Here is a 16675-nt window from a genome sequence, read left to right as displayed (position 1 = left end):
TGGCGTTGAGGGTCGCCGCCGTCTGGGCCGCCGGGTCGGCGCTGGCACGGTAGACCTCGCGCGGCAGGGCGTTGGACGAAATCTGGCCGCTGACCGTCAGGGTCTCGCCTTCGGCGCCATTGACCCGGGTCGCCTGCAGGCTGGTGCCGGCGTTGGCGCCCTGGGTGGTGACCCTGTTGTTGACCGCGAACAGCGGCGCCTGGCTGTTGCAGCCGGTGATACGCGCCGGGCCGCCGACGGCACCAGGCGCCACCTGCACGCACCAGCTACCGTAGTTGACCCCGGCCGAGGTCAGCAGCGCGCTGTAGGCGTTGTCGGAGCGCTCACGGGCGGTGCAGCGATCGATGGTCCGGCAGGTCACCGGACCGAAGCGCCATTGACTGACCACCAGCCGTCCGGTCACCCGGCGCACCCCGGCCTGGTGCAGACGCTGGGCCAGGCGCCACAGGTCCTCGCTGGTCAGGCTGGGATCGCCTCCCCCCACCATCACCAGATCGCCGGCCAGGGTACCGTCGCTTCCCGGGCGCGCGGCGCTGACGAGCTCGGTGGTGAAACGATGCTGCGGGCCCCAGGCATCCAGCGCCGCTGCCGCGGTGTAGACCTTGGTCACCGAGGCCGGGGTGAGCTGACGCTCCGGGGTCAGGCTGCCGAGGGTCTCGCCGGGCGCATCACCGGTGCCGAGCAGACGTGCCTCGGCACTGATCAGAAAGCCCTGCTTGGATAATTCGGCCAGATTGCCGAAGCCGGCGGCCTGCGCCGAGGCGGCGGACAACAGCGTGAGGCACAACGCCACCAGGGCGGAAACGAGGAGAACGGGCCAGGCGAATGGCGAGCGAGGCGACATGAAGACTTCCCTGCGATGAACGGGCGTTGCGCCCATGCGGCGCAACGAGGGCCGAGTCTACCGCCTGGCGTCCAAGGATTCGACTATAGCTTGATGACATGACCACGCACGCTCTCTACGCAACCGGGGCGGCGGCGGATCGGTGACGATTCTCGCAATCCTCGGAGAACCACCCGCCCAATTCGACCGACGTCACCCGACGCACGACCGCGCGTATCGACGAGCAGAAACAGCGCCAGCCAAGCACAGCCTGCAGTAGCTAAGCCAGGAAAATACCAGCATGCTGAGAAGCGACTTGCATTCGTGGAGAAAGGCCATGCGCGGGATCCTGTACGTACTGATCCTTGGCACCATGCTTGGCAACGTCGTACTCGACAGCAGCGCACGTGCCCAGGAGGCGCCGAGCGTCGAGGGCACCCAGACGATCGCGGTCTCCGAGCGCACCGAGGATGCCGATATCGAACGTCGATTGACCGGCATTCTGGCCTCGGCCGGCTGGTATCGTAGTCTCGCCGTCGAGGTCAAGGAAGGCATCGTCTACCTGGACGGTGCGACGGCCTCGGGGAACCACCGCGACTGGGCCGGTTCCCTGGCCGCCAAGACCGAGGGCGTTGTCGCCGTCGTCAATCGCATCGAGGTGCAGCCCGAATTCACGCTGTCGCTGACGCCGGTCATCGACGAACTTGGGCGCTTTGGCCGCGAGGCGCTGACCTATGTACCGCTGGCCTTGCTGGCGTTGCTGGTGCTGCCGCTGGCCTGGCTGCTTGCACGCCTGGTCTCGGCGCTGGCCAGGCGTCTGTTGCGCAAGCGTGTCGCCTCGCCCTTTCTACGCCAGGTGCTGGCCCGTGCCATCGCCCTTCCTGTGTTGCTGCTCGGCATCTATCTCATCCTGCAGGTCGCCGGGTTGACCGGCCTGGCGTTTTCCGTGGTCGGCGGCGCCGGCATGATCGGCATTGTCGTATCCTTTGCCTTTCGCGACATCGCCGAGAACTTCCTGGCCACGCTGATCATGTCGATACGCCAGCCCTTTCGTCGCGGCGACTGGATCACCGTCGCAGAGCACAGCGGAATCGTGCAAAGCATGAACGCCCGCTCGACGGTGCTGCTGTCTGCCGAGGGCAATCATATTCAGATTCCCAATGCCACGATCTTCAAGACGATCGTCATCAACTACTCCACCTCACCAGGCCTCAGGACCAGCGTCGATATCGGCATCGGCTACGATGACTCTGTCACCCATGCCCAGACGCTGATCCATCAGGTTCTGACCGCGCACGAAGCGATCATCGCGCACCCCGAACCCATGGTACTGGTCGATGCCCTTGGCGCATCCACGGTCAATCTCAAGGCCTACTTCTGGTTTGACGGCCAGACCATCGCCGGCGTCAAGCTGCGCTCGGCAGTACTGCGCCAGATCAAGAACACCTTGACCGCAGCCGGTATCTCGATGCCGGACGAGGCCCGGGAAATCATCTTTCCCCAGGGGGTACCCGTCGTTTCCCCATCAGATGTCTCCGCCGTCGAGCCGCCTCAGGGAGTCGCGACACCGGCCACGCCAGCACCGAGCAACGTCGTCCCGGCCAGCGACAATGCCGACGCCACCAGTGCCGAAGGCGGCCTCGAGACCGAACGCCGGGCCATCGAGCAGTCCATCGGCACTACGACGCCGCCGGAAGGCCGCACCGACCTGCTGGGGGGCAACGACTCCGCCCGGTCACACGACGAACCACCCCATCAGTGAGAGGACACCGAGGAAAACAGCTGAATGACAGCGACACCTCCCACGATCATGGCCAATCCGATCACCGCGGGAAGGTCTGGCTTCTCGCCGTAGACCACGATACCCACCAGGGTCACCAACACGATGCCAAGCCCCGCCCAGAAGGCGTAGGCGATGCCTACCGGCACGCTGCGCAGCACCAGTGACAACAGATAGAAGGCCGCCAGGTAGCCGACCACCACCACCACGCTTGGCCACAGCCGGGTGAACTCGTTGGAGGCCTTGAGCGCCGAGGTGGCGATGACCTCGGCCACGATGGCGAGCGCCAGGTACAAGTAGCTCATCCGTTTGCTCCGTGGAGTCGACGTTCGACGATGCGGTCGAACAGGGAATTGAAGACCATGGCATAGACCAGAAAGAACAGCATGAAGCCGGCGTCGAGCCAGAATGCCTCGACCAGGCCGATCTCCATCCACCAGGCCACCGCCGGCAGGGTCATGATCAGAAGCCCGGTCTCGAAGCCCATGGCCTGGGCGAAACGCTGGGACAGGGTGCGCCGACGGGTCGGCAGCCAGCGATCGAACAGCCAGTTCCAGACCAGGTTCCAGAGCATGGCGGCGGTGGCCAGCCCCGCCGCCAGCGCGCCCATCTCACCCAGACCGTGGCCTGTCAGCACGCTGGCCAACGGGGTGACGATCACCAGCCCGCCGAATTCAAACGACACCATATGGACCAGGCGTTCCTTGAGCGACCGCATTTCACTACTCCCGCCGACGGCATGATGACTATCGATGGATCGCTATTCTAGTGACTTGGACGATGGTTGCCAGGTAGCTACTATCAGGTTTTACGATAGGTGAGACCCACCCCATGCACTGGACCCTGGATCAGCTGCGCCTGTTCATTGCCTGCGCCGAGCGCGGCTCCTTCTCCGCCGCGGCGCGCCACCTTGGCCGCGCCCAGTCGGCAGTGAGCACCGCCATCGCCCATCTCGAGCTCGATCTGGCCTGTGAGTTGTTCGACCGCAGTTCGCGCTCGCCAACCCTGACCCCGGCGGGTCAGGCGCTACTGCCGGAAGCCAGGGCGGTGCTGGCCCAGTGCGAGCGCCTGAATGCGCGAGCCGCGACCCTGTCCCAGGGCGAAGAGGCCCAGCTGGTGGTGGCGATCCACGAGGCGCTGGTCGAGATGCCGCCGGTGGATGCCACCCTGGAGGCACTGGCGCAACACTACCCGGCGCTGTCGCTGACCCTGCTCTACGGCGCCCAGGGCGACGTCGCCGACTGGGTCGAACAGGGCACCGCCCATCTCGGCATCCTGTTGAGCCAGGCCCACACCGCCGGCCCGCTGGAGGGTCAGCGTATCGCCCACCTGCGCCAGCGCTGGGTGGCGGGTAGCGACCACCCCCTGGCCAGCGTCCACTCGGTGACCCCTAGCGAACTGGCCCATCATCGCCAGCTGATGATCGCCTCGCGCCAGCCAGACCGTCAGGCCGAACAACCGTTGAGCCCCCAGCACTGGCGACTCAACAGCTTCTACTCCATGGCCGAGTTGACCGCCCGCGGGCTTGGCTGGTCGCTGGTACCGGAGCACATCGCGCACTATCCGCCCTTCCGTCGCCAGCTGGTCGAGCTGACCGGACCGGGACTCGGCGAGCCCCCCACCATCGAGGTGGAGACGGTGGCCCGCCGCGACGCCGCTCGTGGCCCCATCGCCAGCTGGCTCGCCCGGACCCTTGGCGAAAGCTTCCGCGCGCTGGAGCACAGTTCGTCCCGATGAGCCATGTGCCGTGATCACCCCCTGGTAGAGTGGCGGCCTGGGAGTCGGCGAGTGGCCGCTTACATGCCGGGCATCAGCCCCGGGCGATGGTCAAGGTTGACGACCAGATGCCACAGCGGCTGGTGGTGCTCATGGTACTTGCGCTCGAAGTGGGTGAGCGGGTCATCGCCGGGGTCGAAGGGCCCCAGCGGTGTGGTGACGCCGGTGGCCCGGGACACGGCGATGGCGAACTCCTCGATGTACAGACGCCAGTTGGAGCGCACCTCGAGACGTCCGCCCAGGCCGACGATGGCGGGAAATACCGGATGCCCGTGCCAGCGCAGCTTGAGCTGCACCGACTTGGGATAGGGGTTGGGGTACAGCAGGTAGTGGCGCTCCGGTCGCCAGCCTTCAGCCAGCGCCAGCCGCCAGAAGTCGACCAGGTCGGCGCGCACCAGCAGGGCGTTGTCCGGCAGCCGACCGTGGTCCCGCGACAGTCGATCGGCGCTGCGATCGACGCCGATCACGCAGTGCTCGGGAAACTGCTCGGCCAGCTTGCGGGTCGACAGCCCGACCCCACAGCAGGCGTCGAGAATAAGCCCTCGCTCACCCTGAGCCCTGCGCCAGCTCTCGGCCTCGGCGAAGGCGTCACGGGTGTGCTCGGCCAGCGGCTTGCGCCAGACATGGGACAGACCGCGACTGACCCGACGCGGCAGGTCCTCGTGGGGGCCGGTCTGGTTCGAGGTGACGATGCGGGGGGCGTCGGACATGGGCGATCTCGGGCAGTGGAAACGGCGAGGCGAAGACCTGGTCTTGCCCTGGCGTGCAGTGTATCAAGTGCCTCACGCGTAAGCAGGGGCTTACACCGCAGGACTCGTCCCGCCTTCACCATCCACGTTGTCGAGCGAGACCAGGCGCGAGCCCCGGCGCCAAGCCTTTCTCCCCCTTGGCTTCACCGAAACGCGCATGACTGAGGCAAGACCAAGTGCTAACATCGCTGGCCTGAATCCCTCTCCCATGGCAATATCGAACGGCGTTTTGCTTGGGGCGCACGCGGCATCGCGCGAGGCACGACTCCTCGCCGCCAGAATGGTGAGGTTCAGGCTCCTCTCGACCGACGCTTGCAGGCGATCGTCACGCTATCGCTGCAAGGCAACACGAGAGTCGAGCCGTCTTTACCTCGTTCACGGACAGCCAGGCTGTCCGGGGCTGTCGCAGCGCCCTTCAATGTCGTTTCTCCGCTCCGAGAGCGAGCCTTTCACCCGCTTCAATACGAGGACTCCGGCTTGTCACACTTACCGGTGATCGTGGGCATGGGCGGCGTCAACCCGGCCGGCCGTACCTCGGGCCACCAGGCCTTCCGTCGCACCGTGCTCGACGCCCTTCCCGAGGCCGAGCAGACCTCCACCCTGCTCGGCCTGGCGGCGATGATGCGCCTGGCGCACTGCGACGCCGACCAGCGCTGGCACAACGCCCAGGGGCAGGTGCTCGATGCCGCCCAGCTGGCGCTGGAGACCCGCGACCAAGTGCTCAGTCACACCCTGATTCGTCGCATCGAGGATCCCCGTTTCAATGACGAGGGGCTGCCCGCCAATCGCCGCGCCAACCTGGCGCTGGAATCGCCGTTGACCTTTCGCCTGCGCCGCAGGCAGCTACCGGACAACCTGCCGCCCACCTGGCAGGTGCGTGAGGTCGATCGCCATCATCTGGAAGTCACGGTACCCGCCGGCCAGATGGACGTGATGCTGCCGGAGACCCGCCAGGCCCAGGTCCGTGCCGCAGGCCAGTTGCCCAGCGGCTTCGACCCGAGTCAGCTCTACCGTAGCGTGCATCACCCGCGCGGGCTGTCCATGGCGGTATTCGCCGCCAGCGACTGCCTCGGTGACAGTGGACTCGACTGGGACTCGCTGCGCGACCGCCTGGACCCGGACGCCATCGCCGTCTATGCCGGCAACTCCATCGGTCAGCTCGACGACGAGGGCTGGGGAGGCCTGCTCAAGAGCTTCGTCTCGGGCAAGCGCGCCACCTCCAAGCAGATGCCGCTGGGCTACGGCCAGATGCCCGCTGACTTCCTCAATGCCTATGTGCTGGGTAGCGTCGGTGCCACCGGCGCCGCTCTGGGCGCCTGCGCCAGCTTCCTCTACAACCTGCGCCTGGGCATCGACGACATCAGAAGCGGCCGCCGCCGCATCGTCATGGTCGGCACCTCGGACGCCCCGATCACCCCCGAGATCATCGAGGGCTTTCGCACCATGGGGGCGCTGGCCGACGACGACAGCCTCAAGGCGCTGGACGCCCTGGAGCTTCTGACCGACGCCGACTACCAGCGCGCCAGCCGCCCCTTCGCCCGCAACTGCGGCTTTACCATGGGTGAGTCCAGCCAGTTCGTGATGCTGATGGACGACAGCCTGGCGCTGGAAGTGGGTGCCGATATCCTGGCCGCCGCACCGGAGGTGTTCGTCAACGCCGACGGCTGGAAGCGTTCGATCTCGGCCCCCGGCATCGGCAACTACGTGACCCTCGGCAAGGCCTGCTCGCTGATTCGCGACATGCTCGGCGAGACCAGCCTGCGAGAACGCAGCTATATCCACGCCCACGGCACCTCGACGCCGAAGAACCGCACCACCGAGTCCCATGTGTTCGACGCCGTGGCCAAGGCCCACGGCATCACCGACTGGCCGGTGGTGGCGATCAAGGCCTACCTTGGCCACTCCCAGGGCAGCGCCGCCGGCGACCAGCTCACCAACGCCCTGGGCAGCTTCGCCTACGGCCTGCTGCCGGGCATCTGTACCCTCGACCGGGTCGCCGACGACGTCCACGCCGAGCGCCTGCGACTGTTCAAGGACACCCAGGCGTTCAAGGCCGACGCCAGCCTGATCAACGCCAAGGGCTTTGGCGGCAACAACGCCACCGGGGTGCTGATCTCCCCCGAGGCCACCGAACGGCTGCTGGCCAAGCGCCACGGCGCCGATGCCATGGCCGCCTGGCGCGAGCGTCGCGAGGCGACCCGGGCCCAGGCCGCCGTCTACCACCAACAGGCCGATGCGGGACACTTCGCCGTGCGCTATCGTTTCGGTGAAGGCGTGCTGGAAGGCCCTGAGCTTGAGGTCGGTGCCGACAGCATCCACATCCCCGGCTACCAGCAGCCGGTGTCGCTGAGCGTGGACAATCCCTTCGGCCGGCTCGACGAAGCCGGCGACGAGCTGGACACGCCGTTCGCTGACGAGAGACAGGAGAAGAGGTGATGACCACCGCCATCTATCCTGGCACCTTCGATCCCATCACCAATGGCCACTATGACCTGATCGAGCGCGCCTCGCGGCTGTTCGGCAAGGTGGTGGTGGCCATCGCCTCGAGCCCTGGCAAGGGCCCGACGCTGGACCTGGACACCCGTCTGGCGCTGACCCGCGAGGTGGTTGCCTCCCTTGGCAACGTCGAGGTGGTGGGCTTTTCCGGCCTGATGACGGAATTCATGAAAGAGCAGAACGCCCGGGTGCTGCTGAGAGGACTGCGCGCCGTCTCCGACTTCGAGTACGAGCTGCAATTGGCCAACATGAACCGCGCCCAGATGCCGGACCTGGAGACCGTGTTCCTGACCCCGGAGGTGGAGAACTCCTACATTTCCTCCACCCTGGTGCGGGAGATCTCTCGGCTGGGCGGCGACATCTCGAAGCATGTGCACCCCAAGGTCGCACAAACCCTGCGTAGCCATTACAATACTTGACCATCACACTGGGAATTGACCTCGGCGCGCTGCGATCAGGCCGTGGTCTTCCCGTTGATCCCGAACTCCAGGGTGGCTATCGGCCATGCCGAGCCCCCGTGCAGCCTGCCCGGCCCCCTCGCGACGGCGAGATTCCGGCGGCACGCTGCCTTGGCCCTGTGGCCACGACTCTGCGCGAGGACCCCCAATGTCACTGATGATCACCGACGAGTGCATCAACTGCGACGTCTGCGAACCGGAATGCCCCAATGGCGCCATTTCTCCCGGCGAGGAGATCTACGTCATCGATCCCAACCTGTGCACCGAATGCGTGGGCCACTATGACGAGCCCCAGTGCCAGCAGGTGTGTCCGGTGGACTGCATTCCGCTGGACCCGGAGCGGGTCGAGAGCCATGATCAGCTGATGGAGAAGTACCACATCATCACCGCTGCCTGAGTCCGGCAACGGGCCAGGCCTGCTCGACGACGCACACCACGGCCCGCACACCACCTCTCGCAAGCCACGACCCGAAAATCTCAACGAGCCGCCCAAGGGCGGCTCGTGTCGTTTCAAGGCCAGGGGCGGCACCCCGGCTAGAGCTTGATCACCGCCCGCCCACTCAAGGCGTCGGGCAGATCGGGGACGCTGATGCCCGCCACGCTCAAGGTCTTTATCGAAAGCGAGCGCTCAAGACACACCGTGAGGGTGTCGTCCTCGATCGCCACCCTGGCACCTTCGATGCAGCCAGGGGTATCGTCGGCGAGCCAGCCCATGGCCTCGATGCTGTCCAGCACTCGCTGGGTGGCCTCGGCCAGCATATCCTCGTCGGCGAGCCAGGGGGCGCTCGCCACCACCGCGGCAGACCTGGCCGCCTCGCTGGTCACCTGGGTCAACTGGTGCTGCTGCACCATGGCCACCGAATAGCTGACCAGGGCGTACAGCAACAGCAGGAAGATCGGCAGCACGATGGCAAACTCGATGGCCACTGCTCCGCCCTGGCGGCACGCTCGCGTGCCCTTGCCTCTATGCATGGTCTAGGTTCCTCCTCGACAGCCGGCCTGGGTTGCCTCGCAGGCAGTCAACGACTCGACGCCTCCGGCGTCCACCGCCAGCACCCGCACCTCCAGGGTGTTGATACCGATGCCCAACCCCTCGAGCAGCGGCTCGAGCAGTATCGTATTGACGTCCGTGAGGGTCCCGGACAACAGCGCCGAGAGCCCCAGGTCTGATAGCAGGCCGCTGAGCACGCCGGTCAGTTGAGCCCCCCCCTGGTCATCGAACTCCGCCCCCTTCTGCGCTGGCCAGCGGATGAGCTGCGTGGCATCACCAGTCCCGCCGGAGCGCACGGTCTGCGAAACCGAGCCGATGCCGAGCAATCCAGTACCCTCCACCGACTGGGTGACCTCGAGCAGTTCGCGCCTGGCGGCGAGCGTCAGCGCGAGGCTATCGTCCGCTGGGGCCAGTGAACCGATCGCCGCCTTGCCACTGGCCCCGGTCACTCGCGTGCTCGCCTTCACACCGATCAGCCCAAGAACATTCAGCTCGACATCCAGCGCCACCCCGAGCTGGGCATTGCGTGCCACGCTGCGATAGCAACTGGAAGGTGCACAATCGCTCGCGAGGCTTGCCGCTGAGGGCCCCGGAGGGCCCACGGCGATGCTCGGCGGCGAAATGACGTCGAGTTCAAGCGAGATATCGGCAAGGCCTAGCCCCAGGCCGACAACAAGCGGAGAGAGATCGGCCAAGCCGAGGCTGACGCTATCCTGCTGCTTGCTGGTCGTCAGCAGCAGCGCCCCTTCGAGCAGATCCCGTACCGGAACGCGCGCCTCGAGCAAGGATGTCATCGACACTTCGCCGCTGGTATCGATCGCCAGCAGCTCGCCCAGGGTGAAGCTATCTCCTGGCGCGTCGCCAAGCACCGGGTTGCCACCCGCCAGATCCAACACCGATGCCAGTCGACTGCCCAGCGTGTGCAGAACCAGAGGTTCGTTCAAGGTCTGGGCCAAGTTCTGAGTCAGGCCCTCATCGAGGTCGACGTCCAGCGCGTCCACGTCCAGCACCTCGCCCAGGCTGACGTCCAGGCCCACGCCGTCATCTGCACCCAGCACGGTGAGATCGAGACTCCCCCCGATCAGCTTGCCGAGCAGCGCATCGAGCAGCGTCGACTCGCTGGTATCGAGCGCAAGCAGGCGGGTGCCGGCGCTCAGGGTCACCACCGCGGTTCGCCGCGCCACACCGCTGGCCTGGAGCATGACCAGATCTTCCACCTCGTTCCCGAGCAGCTCTCCCAGGTTGGCCAGCAGGCTGCTGGGCACCTGGCGGTTCAGGACCACGCTGACGGCGTTGGCCAGTCCCTCCTCGTCATCAAAAACACCTTCATCGTCCAGCGCCCCCTGGGTCACCCCCAGAGTGGCCTCGCCCTGTTCGCTATCGGCGCCCACGACGACGCCGTTGGCCGCGGCGGCGGCGATGGCGGCCTGGCGCAGCTCTCCCGAGCGGCACGCCTCGCCCTGAAACAGCGCGTCGCAGCCTGCTGCCGTCGAGACCGCCGCCAGGTCGGCAGCCTGCTGAAGTCGTCGCTGCTCGAGATACAGGCGACCGGCGTCCAGTGCCAGCGTCACCACCACCACCAGCCCCACCAGCAAGAAGGCGGTCATCACGCCGATGGCGCCACGCTGGGAGGCTGGGCCACACCTGCGCTCATTCGCTCGCCCAATCGCCTGAGCACTATCGCCCACCGGCCAGCCGGTTCTGGCCTTTCCGGTTATGTGATTCGGCCAGGGCTCAACCCGCGGCGATGGCGCCATGACACGTCTAGTCCTCGCCAAAGCCCGTCTCGATATAGCGCTCAGGAATCGGGTGGCCGAAGCTGTCCACATAGCGCTGGTAGATCTGACCTTGCACCTTGCCCGAAAGCGCCTGGGGCGAGGGTGACGCCAGGCGCCCGTCGCGCTGGACGGCCAGCAGCGTGCGGGTACGCTCGCCGAAGGGATCCCGGGTGGCCGGCAGGCGCACGACCTGCGACGAGGCAACGGCCTGGGAGCTGGTCTGCGCGGTTCCTGTCTGCTGCGCGCTGGCACTGTCGGGCCAGAACACCAGCGCCAGACTGACCAGCAGGCAGATAAGGGCGACGGTGACCAGCGTTCGCGGCTCGAGCAAGGTCTTTTTCGACAACAGGTTCGACAGCATGGACAGGCGCTCCTTGCACGGATGGATGGATCGACGAGGCTTCATGACTCTTCACTCTCGGCCTGCGCCCCCGGACGCGATACCGACCGCGATGCCGAGCCCGATGCAGAGAGCTCTGTGGCTGCCGCGCTATCGCGCACGCCCACCAGCCGTGCATCCACGCCGAAGTGCCGGGCTGCGTCGGCGGCACGCTGCCGCTGTCCGCTGCGGCTCAGCGCCAGCACCAGATTGGCGGCGGCCTGCTCGTGCCCCGGGTCCAGCTCGAGCGTGGTGCGGAACTCCTCGGCGGCGGCCCGATTGTCCCCCGCCAGCATCAGCAGGTAGCCCAGGTCGTTGCGAATGCGTGGATCGATCGGCCGTGTCTGGCGGGCTTCGCGCATCAGCGCCAGCGCCTGCTCACGCCGTCCCTCGCTGAAGGCATTGCGGGCCAACCCGCGATAGCCGTCCGCGGCCAGGCAGGTGCCCAGAAGGGCCTCGTAGGCCCGGTCGCTGGCGACAGTGTCGCCGACGGCGCGTAGCGCCTCGCCCTCAAGCCGCCAGGCCAGCGGTAGACCATAGTCGCCGGCCTCTAGATGGGCCGCGGCCGAGCGCGGCTTGTCGTCGTCCAGCATGCGCTGGATCAGCGACAGCTCGACGCCGATCTCGGCGTCGTAGCGTCGGCCGCAGGGGCCGACGCTCTGCTTCGGGGCGGCCCGCGAGATGTCCGGTGACAGCGCGCCCAGCGCCGCCATCGACGTCGGGCCATCCGGTGTACTCGAGCATCCGGTCATCAGCACCACACCGGTGACCAGCCACAGGCGACGCATCTTCGGTGATGGCGTGCGCTTGTTCAGCGTTGTTGTCATGCGCATGGGCGCCTCCAGAGATCCGTTGTCATGGTCCACCGAGCGACCCCATCAGGCCGCCCAGGTTGACCAGCGCAGGCCCTGCCATGACGATCAGCAGGGCGGGAAACAGGCACAGCATCATGACCAGCGACATGGTGCCGGAGAGCTGGCTTACCTTCTGTTGCAGCCGGGTACGTCGCTGCGCCCCGAGGCGATCGACCAGGGTCGCCAGACTGTCCCTGGCTCGCCCGCCGGTACGGGCGATCTGGGCGAACAGCAGAAAGAACTGCTCGACCCCTTCGCTGGCCTGCACCGCGGCCGCCTCTTCCAGCACCCGTTCCCGGTCCTGGCCGCTGTCGATACGATTGGCCACGACACGAAGCTCCAGCACCATGTCCGGGGTGGTCGCACCAAGCTGCTGGATCAGCCGGTTGAGCAGGCTCTCCAGGGTCATGCCGGTGTCCCACAGCATCCGCGTCACCTGCAGCACCAGCTCGATATCCTCATCGAGTCGTCGAATGCGCCGCCGCCGCTTGCGCTCCATGGCGAGCCAGCCGAGCCCGAGCGCGAAGCCTCCCCAGGCGGCGCCCATGGCGACCACCGCCAACGGTGGCCTGCCACCGGCCAGCGCCAGAAGCCCCCCCAGCATCACCGCACCGACAGCGAGCACGCCCCAGGCCAGCAACACCGCAAGCTGCGCCTTGGCACCGACATGCCCGCACTGGCGCAGGCGCAGCGACAGTCGCGCCGCCATACCCTGCTGACGGGACCGACTACGCCACAGGCCGCGCCCCTCGCGCAGCAGCCGGGATTCGTCGTGGCGTCGCTCGCCCTCGGCGCCCAGCGGCCGGCGGGCGCTGATCAACAGCAGTGACGCCGCCAGCGCCAACGCCATCACCGCCCCGCTCCACCATAGGTTCCACATCCGCGCCTCCTGTTCGTTATCGTCATGTCGCGACGCGCCCGGGTTTACACCGACTTGAGCATTCGCCACAGCAGCCAGCCGCCGCCGAGCTGCAGCGCCACCGCCAGCATCAACGCCTGGCGTCCGCCGGCGCTTTCGAGCATCGGTGCCAGAAATTCCGGCTGGGTGAAGTGGATAAACAGCGTCAACGCCAGCGGCGACAGTCCCAGCACCCAGGCGCTGACGCGGGTCTCGCCGGTCATGGCGGCGAGTTCTCGGCTGCTTTGCTCGCGTTGATGCAGGGCCGAGGCGAAGGCGTCGAGCATCTCGGAAAGGCTGCCGCCGTGACGCTGATTGATGCGTATCGCGGTGGCCAGCAGCCGCAGTTCGTCGAGCCTGAGTATCTGGCCCTCCCGGGCCAGGCCCTCGTCCAGCTCCTGGCCCAGCTGGCGACGCAGCTTTACCCGGGAAAGGGCATCCGACAACGGCGGTCGAGAGCGCTTGATGGCCTGTTCGAAGGCGGTTTCCAGGCCCTGACCGGCGCTGAGCCCTCGCGTGATCTGCCCAAGAAAGGGCCCAAGCTGGCGCCTCGCCCGGCGTCGCAGCCTCGCCGCCCTGAAGCGAATCAGGGCGTTGGCTGCCAGCACCATGACCAGCACCATGGCGGGGCCCCACACCGCCCCCAGCCGCGACAGCAGCAGCATCGCCAGCACCAGCAGGCTGCCTCCCGACAGCGCCACGACGGCCGGCGAGGCCGGCAGCCCCGCCGCGGTGAGTCGCTCCACCAGCCACTCCATCAACGAATCCTGGGACATCAGCCGCCGCCGGGCGGTACGTGTGCCACCTGCGGCGCGTTCTGTAAGCGCACTGGCGCTCTTCAGCAGCAGCCAGGCGGCGCCCCCCAGGCATAGGGCTACCAGCGAAAACATCCCCCAGACCGTCATGGCGAAGGCTCCTGCAGGGAGCTCAGCAGTCGGCGCCAGCCGATCGGTGAGTCATCGTCGCCCGGTGGCTGCAGCGAGGGCACCGCGCCACCGCCGGCTCGGTACAAGGGCTCCAGCTGGACTTCGCCGCGCTGGAGACCACCGACTCGCAGCACCTCGGCCACCCGACGCTTGCCGTCGCTGCCCCGCTCCACATGGACGATCAGATCGAGGGCGGTGGTGATGATCTGGCGTACCAGGGCGTCGGTGCCCTGAAAGCGTGACATCCGTACCATCATTTCCAGGCGCACCACGGCGTCGCCGGCGGAGTTGGCGTGCACCGTGCTCATGGAGCCCTGGTGGCCGGTATTCATGGCCTGCAGCATGTCGAGCACCTCGTCGCCCCGGCTCTCCCCCAGCAGCACCCGGTCAGGACGCATGCGCAGGGCGTTCTTGACCAAGGCGCTGGCGCCGACTTCGCCTTCGCCTTCGATGTTTGGCGCCCGGGTCTCGAGGCGTACCACGTGATGGCTGGCGAGCTGCAGCTCGGCGCTGTCCTCGATGGTCACCACCCGCTGGCTGGCCGGTATCGCCCCACTCAAGACGTTGAGCAGGGTGGTCTTGCCAGCACCGGTGCCGCCGCTGATCAGCACATTGCAGCGCTCTTCCACCGCCCGGCGCAGAAAGGTCATGAGGTTGGGCGGCACACTGCCCATGGCCACCAGGTCATCGGCACCCAGCGCCTCGCGGCGAAACTTGCGAATCGACACGCTGGGGCCATTGAGCGACAGCGGCGCGATGATGGCGTTGACCCGGGAGCCGTCGGCCAGTCGCGCGTCGACCATGGGGCTCGACTCGTCCAGCCGTTTACCCAGGGGGGCCAGCATGCGTCGCACCACCCTCAGCACATGGTCGTCGTCGAGGAAGTTGACCGCGCAGGGTTCGAGCCGACCACCGCGCTCGATAAACACCTGGGAATGGCCGTTGATCAGGATGTCCGAGATACCGTCATCGGCGAGCAGAGGCTCCAGCGGCCCAAAGCCGTTGAGCTCGCGGCAGACACCTTCGACCAGCCGCTCGAGACACTCGTCGGAACGCGCGTAGCCCCTGAGTCTGAGGGTCTCCTCGATCAGCTCCCGCACCCGCTGGCGTAGCTGCAGCGGATCATCCAGCAGTCCCCGCGAATCATCCTCGAGGCGCTCGATGACCAGCTGGTGCAACTCGCTGACCAGCCCAGGCCCCACCACCGGGGCGGACTGGGGCTCAGTTTCCTGGACTCGCTTTTGACGAAAGTGCATGCATCCTCCTGATCGCCGAACACCAGCCGTCGAACGCCAACCTTCAGGGACTGAAGCCGACCTCGGAGACACGCTGGATCTCCTGGGCATCACGGGGATCGAACATCAGCTCGAGAAAATTGGGGTCATAGTCCTCGAAAGCCTCCCCAGGCATCGGCCCCAGATCGACGCCGGCAGCCAGTGGCCGCACCAGATGGGGGGTCACGATCATCACCAGCTCCTTCTCGTCGCGATCCAGTCGGGTGGAGCGAAAGAAGCTGCCGATCACCGGGATATCGCCAAGCCCCGGAATCTTGTCCACGCTCTGGATGATGTTGCGACTGACCAGGCCACTGATGATGAAGCTCTCGCCGTTGCCGAGCTGCACGGTGGTGTCGGTCCTGCGCACGTTGAGTGCCGGCACCGCCACTCCTGCGGTCTGCACGCCCCGGGAGAAGTCGAGCTCGGACACCTCGGGCGCCACCTTGAGCATGATCCGACGCTCATCGAGCACCGTCGGCGTCAGCTGCAGGCGAATACCGAACTCCTTGAAGTCGACGCTGATCTCGTCATCGCCGCTTTGCACCGGAAAGGGAAACTCGCCACCGGCCAGGAAGCTGGCGGTCTGGCCCGACAGGCTGACCAGGCTGGGTTCGGCCAGGGTGTAGGCGAAGCCGTTGGCGCTCAGCGCACTGATCGCCGACAGCACCCCGCTGGTGTTGACCTGGATGATCGAGAAGCCTCCGTCTCCGGCGTTGGGTGCCACCGCACCGCCAGAAAGGAAGTCGAGGGTCTCGTCGCTGCGCCCCAGCGCGAAGCGGGTGGAGCCGGCCTGGTTGCGACCGATGAAGAAGCCGGCCGAAGCCATGCGACTGCGGTTGACCTCGACGACGCGGATATCTGTCTGAACCTGAACAGGGCCTAGCTGCTGGCTGGCATCGATGGGAGGGGTAGCGAAGCGTGACACCGCTTGATCGTGGCGTTCCAGCGACCTCGTAACGCCACGGATCTCGGCGCTGGAAGAATGGGGGGCCAGCGAATACTCGCCTTCGAGCCCCTCGCCGCCGGCGGGACGTACCTGAATGAGCGTCTCGCGGGGCTGGCTCGCCCCCGCCGTCCACACCCTGAGGGTGGTGCTGCCCGGCCCCACCGCGGTGACCAGCAGCGAACGCGGGTCCAGAACCTGGGCCTCGACCACGTCGCCCCGCCCCACCGCCGTGCGGGTGATACGGCCGGGCTGGCCCAGCCACTCCTGATCGCCGACCGCCAGGGTCAGCGGCGGCTGTTGCGCCAGCGCCTGGCCGTTGCTTGCCGTGACACCGGCCAGCATAAGTGCCAGACCGAATACAAGGCCAAGCACCAGGCTGCGCCCAAGGCCGAACATCAGGCTCGGTGCCGAAGGGGCCGCGTTCGCCAGCCGGCTAACCGGCGTTCCGGCGCACGTACCCCCGCGCCCCGATCTGCGTGGGACGATCTCATTGTCTCGCGTCATGGTCCTTCCTGTTCCCTGCGCGGGCGCGGTATCTCGCCTT

The 16675-nt window shown here is 66.9% G+C and carries 17 protein-coding genes; 5 read left to right on the top strand and 12 right to left on the bottom strand.

Annotation, left to right across the window (positions count from 1 at the left end):
* The coding region (locus NH448_RS20235; RefSeq protein WP_253029315.1) for a D-alanyl-D-alanine carboxypeptidase at window positions 1-844 on the bottom strand (844 nt) is incomplete at its 3' end.
* Window positions 845-1160: 316 nt separating this feature from the next.
* Here NH448_RS20235 and NH448_RS20230 point away from each other — a divergent pair.
* Window positions 1161-2585 (top strand): mechanosensitive ion channel domain-containing protein, encoded by a 1425-nt coding sequence (locus tag NH448_RS20230; protein ID WP_253029314.1) that lies wholly within the window; start codon window positions 1161-1163, stop codon window positions 2583-2585.
* Here the strand turns inward: NH448_RS20230 and NH448_RS20225 are convergent.
* On the bottom strand, window positions 2579-3010 hold the full coding sequence (locus tag NH448_RS20225) for a multidrug efflux SMR transporter (RefSeq protein ID WP_083970209.1): 432 nt from the start codon (window positions 3008-3010) through the stop codon (window positions 2579-2581). The genes NH448_RS20230 and NH448_RS20225 overlap by 7 nt on opposite strands.
* The gene (locus NH448_RS20220; RefSeq protein ID WP_253029313.1) at window positions 2905-3321 is read right to left on the bottom strand and encodes a PACE efflux transporter; all 417 of its coding nucleotides are present in this window, start codon (window positions 3319-3321) and stop codon (window positions 2905-2907) included. The genes NH448_RS20225 and NH448_RS20220 overlap by 106 nt, the downstream gene beginning before the upstream one ends.
* A gap of 113 nt (window positions 3322-3434) precedes the next feature.
* Here NH448_RS20220 and NH448_RS20215 point away from each other — a divergent pair, with 113 nt between their 5' ends.
* Complete coding sequence (locus NH448_RS20215) at window positions 3435-4340, top strand: LysR family transcriptional regulator (protein WP_253029312.1); 906 nt, start codon at window positions 3435-3437, stop codon at window positions 4338-4340.
* A 59-nt stretch (window positions 4341-4399) separates the two neighbouring features.
* Here the strand turns inward: NH448_RS20215 and NH448_RS20210 are convergent, their stop codons facing one another.
* Window positions 4400-5089 carry a class I SAM-dependent methyltransferase gene (locus NH448_RS20210; RefSeq protein WP_253029311.1) on the bottom strand — a complete coding sequence of 230 codons (690 nt, stop codon included), beginning with the start codon at window positions 5087-5089 and terminating at the stop codon, window positions 4400-4402.
* A 543-nt stretch (window positions 5090-5632) separates the two neighbouring features.
* Here NH448_RS20210 and NH448_RS20205 point away from each other — a divergent pair.
* The 3 genes from NH448_RS20205 (at window position 5633) to NH448_RS20195 (ending at window position 8479) form a co-directional block, all read left to right on the top strand.
* On the top strand, window positions 5633-7564 hold the full coding sequence (locus tag NH448_RS20205) for a beta-ketoacyl synthase (protein ID WP_213230080.1): 1932 nt from the start codon (window positions 5633-5635) through the stop codon (window positions 7562-7564).
* Entirely contained in the window at window positions 7564-8043 is a 480-nt protein-coding gene (coaD, locus tag NH448_RS20200) for a pantetheine-phosphate adenylyltransferase (RefSeq protein WP_045991410.1), read from the top strand. The genes NH448_RS20205 and coaD overlap by 1 nt, the downstream gene beginning before the upstream one ends.
* 187 nt (window positions 8044-8230) lie before the next feature.
* Window positions 8231-8479, top strand: coding sequence for a YfhL family 4Fe-4S dicluster ferredoxin (locus NH448_RS20195; RefSeq protein ID WP_045991409.1), 249 nt, complete (start codon window positions 8231-8233; stop codon window positions 8477-8479).
* 137 nt (window positions 8480-8616) lie between these two features.
* Here NH448_RS20195 and NH448_RS20190 read toward each other — a convergent pair whose 3' ends face one another.
* The 8 genes from NH448_RS20190 to NH448_RS20155 form a co-directional block, all read right to left on the bottom strand.
* Window positions 8617-9054: a TadE family protein gene (locus NH448_RS20190; protein ID WP_124804980.1), complete on the bottom strand. Its 438-nt coding sequence runs from the start codon at window positions 9052-9054 to the stop codon at window positions 8617-8619.
* Between the two features lie 3 nt (window positions 9055-9057).
* Entirely contained in the window at window positions 9058-10683 is a 1626-nt protein-coding gene (locus tag NH448_RS20185; protein WP_366078350.1) for a pilus assembly protein TadG-related protein, read from the bottom strand.
* Window positions 10684-10837: 154 nt separating this feature from the next.
* The gene (locus NH448_RS20180) at window positions 10838-11257 is read right to left on the bottom strand and encodes a DUF3613 domain-containing protein (protein ID WP_083970208.1); all 420 of its coding nucleotides are present in this window, start codon (window positions 11255-11257) and stop codon (window positions 10838-10840) included.
* Entirely contained in the window at window positions 11254-12063 is an 810-nt protein-coding gene (locus tag NH448_RS20175) for a tetratricopeptide repeat protein (protein WP_253029310.1), read from the bottom strand. Before NH448_RS20175 ends, NH448_RS20180 begins: the two co-directional genes overlap by 4 nt.
* Before the next feature lie 22 nt (window positions 12064-12085).
* Window positions 12086-12964: a type II secretion system F family protein gene (locus NH448_RS20170; protein ID WP_045991405.1), complete on the bottom strand. Its 879-nt coding sequence runs from the start codon at window positions 12962-12964 to the stop codon at window positions 12086-12088.
* Window positions 12965-13008: 44 nt separating this feature from the next.
* Window positions 13009-13887 (bottom strand): type II secretion system F family protein, encoded by an 879-nt coding sequence (locus tag NH448_RS20165; protein ID WP_108448446.1) that lies wholly within the window; start codon window positions 13885-13887, stop codon window positions 13009-13011.
* Window positions 13884-15164 carry a CpaF family protein gene (locus tag NH448_RS20160; RefSeq protein ID WP_052704231.1) on the bottom strand — a complete coding sequence of 427 codons (1281 nt, stop codon included), beginning with the start codon at window positions 15162-15164 and terminating at the stop codon, window positions 13884-13886. The genes NH448_RS20165 and NH448_RS20160 overlap by 4 nt, the downstream gene beginning before the upstream one ends.
* Window positions 15165-15207: 43 nt before the next feature.
* On the bottom strand, window positions 15208-16527 hold the full coding sequence (locus tag NH448_RS20155) for a type II and III secretion system protein family protein (protein ID WP_181248582.1): 1320 nt from the start codon (window positions 16525-16527) through the stop codon (window positions 15208-15210).
* Window positions 16528-16675 lie beyond the last annotated feature (148 nt).

The sequence above is a fragment of the Halomonas sp. OfavH-34-E genome (assembly GCF_024124525.1).
GTDB classification, from domain to species: domain Bacteria; phylum Pseudomonadota; class Gammaproteobacteria; order Pseudomonadales; family Halomonadaceae; genus Halomonas; species Halomonas litopenaei.
Note: the sequence above shows the minus strand (reverse complement) of the source record. Positions and strands in the feature narration are given on the sequence as shown.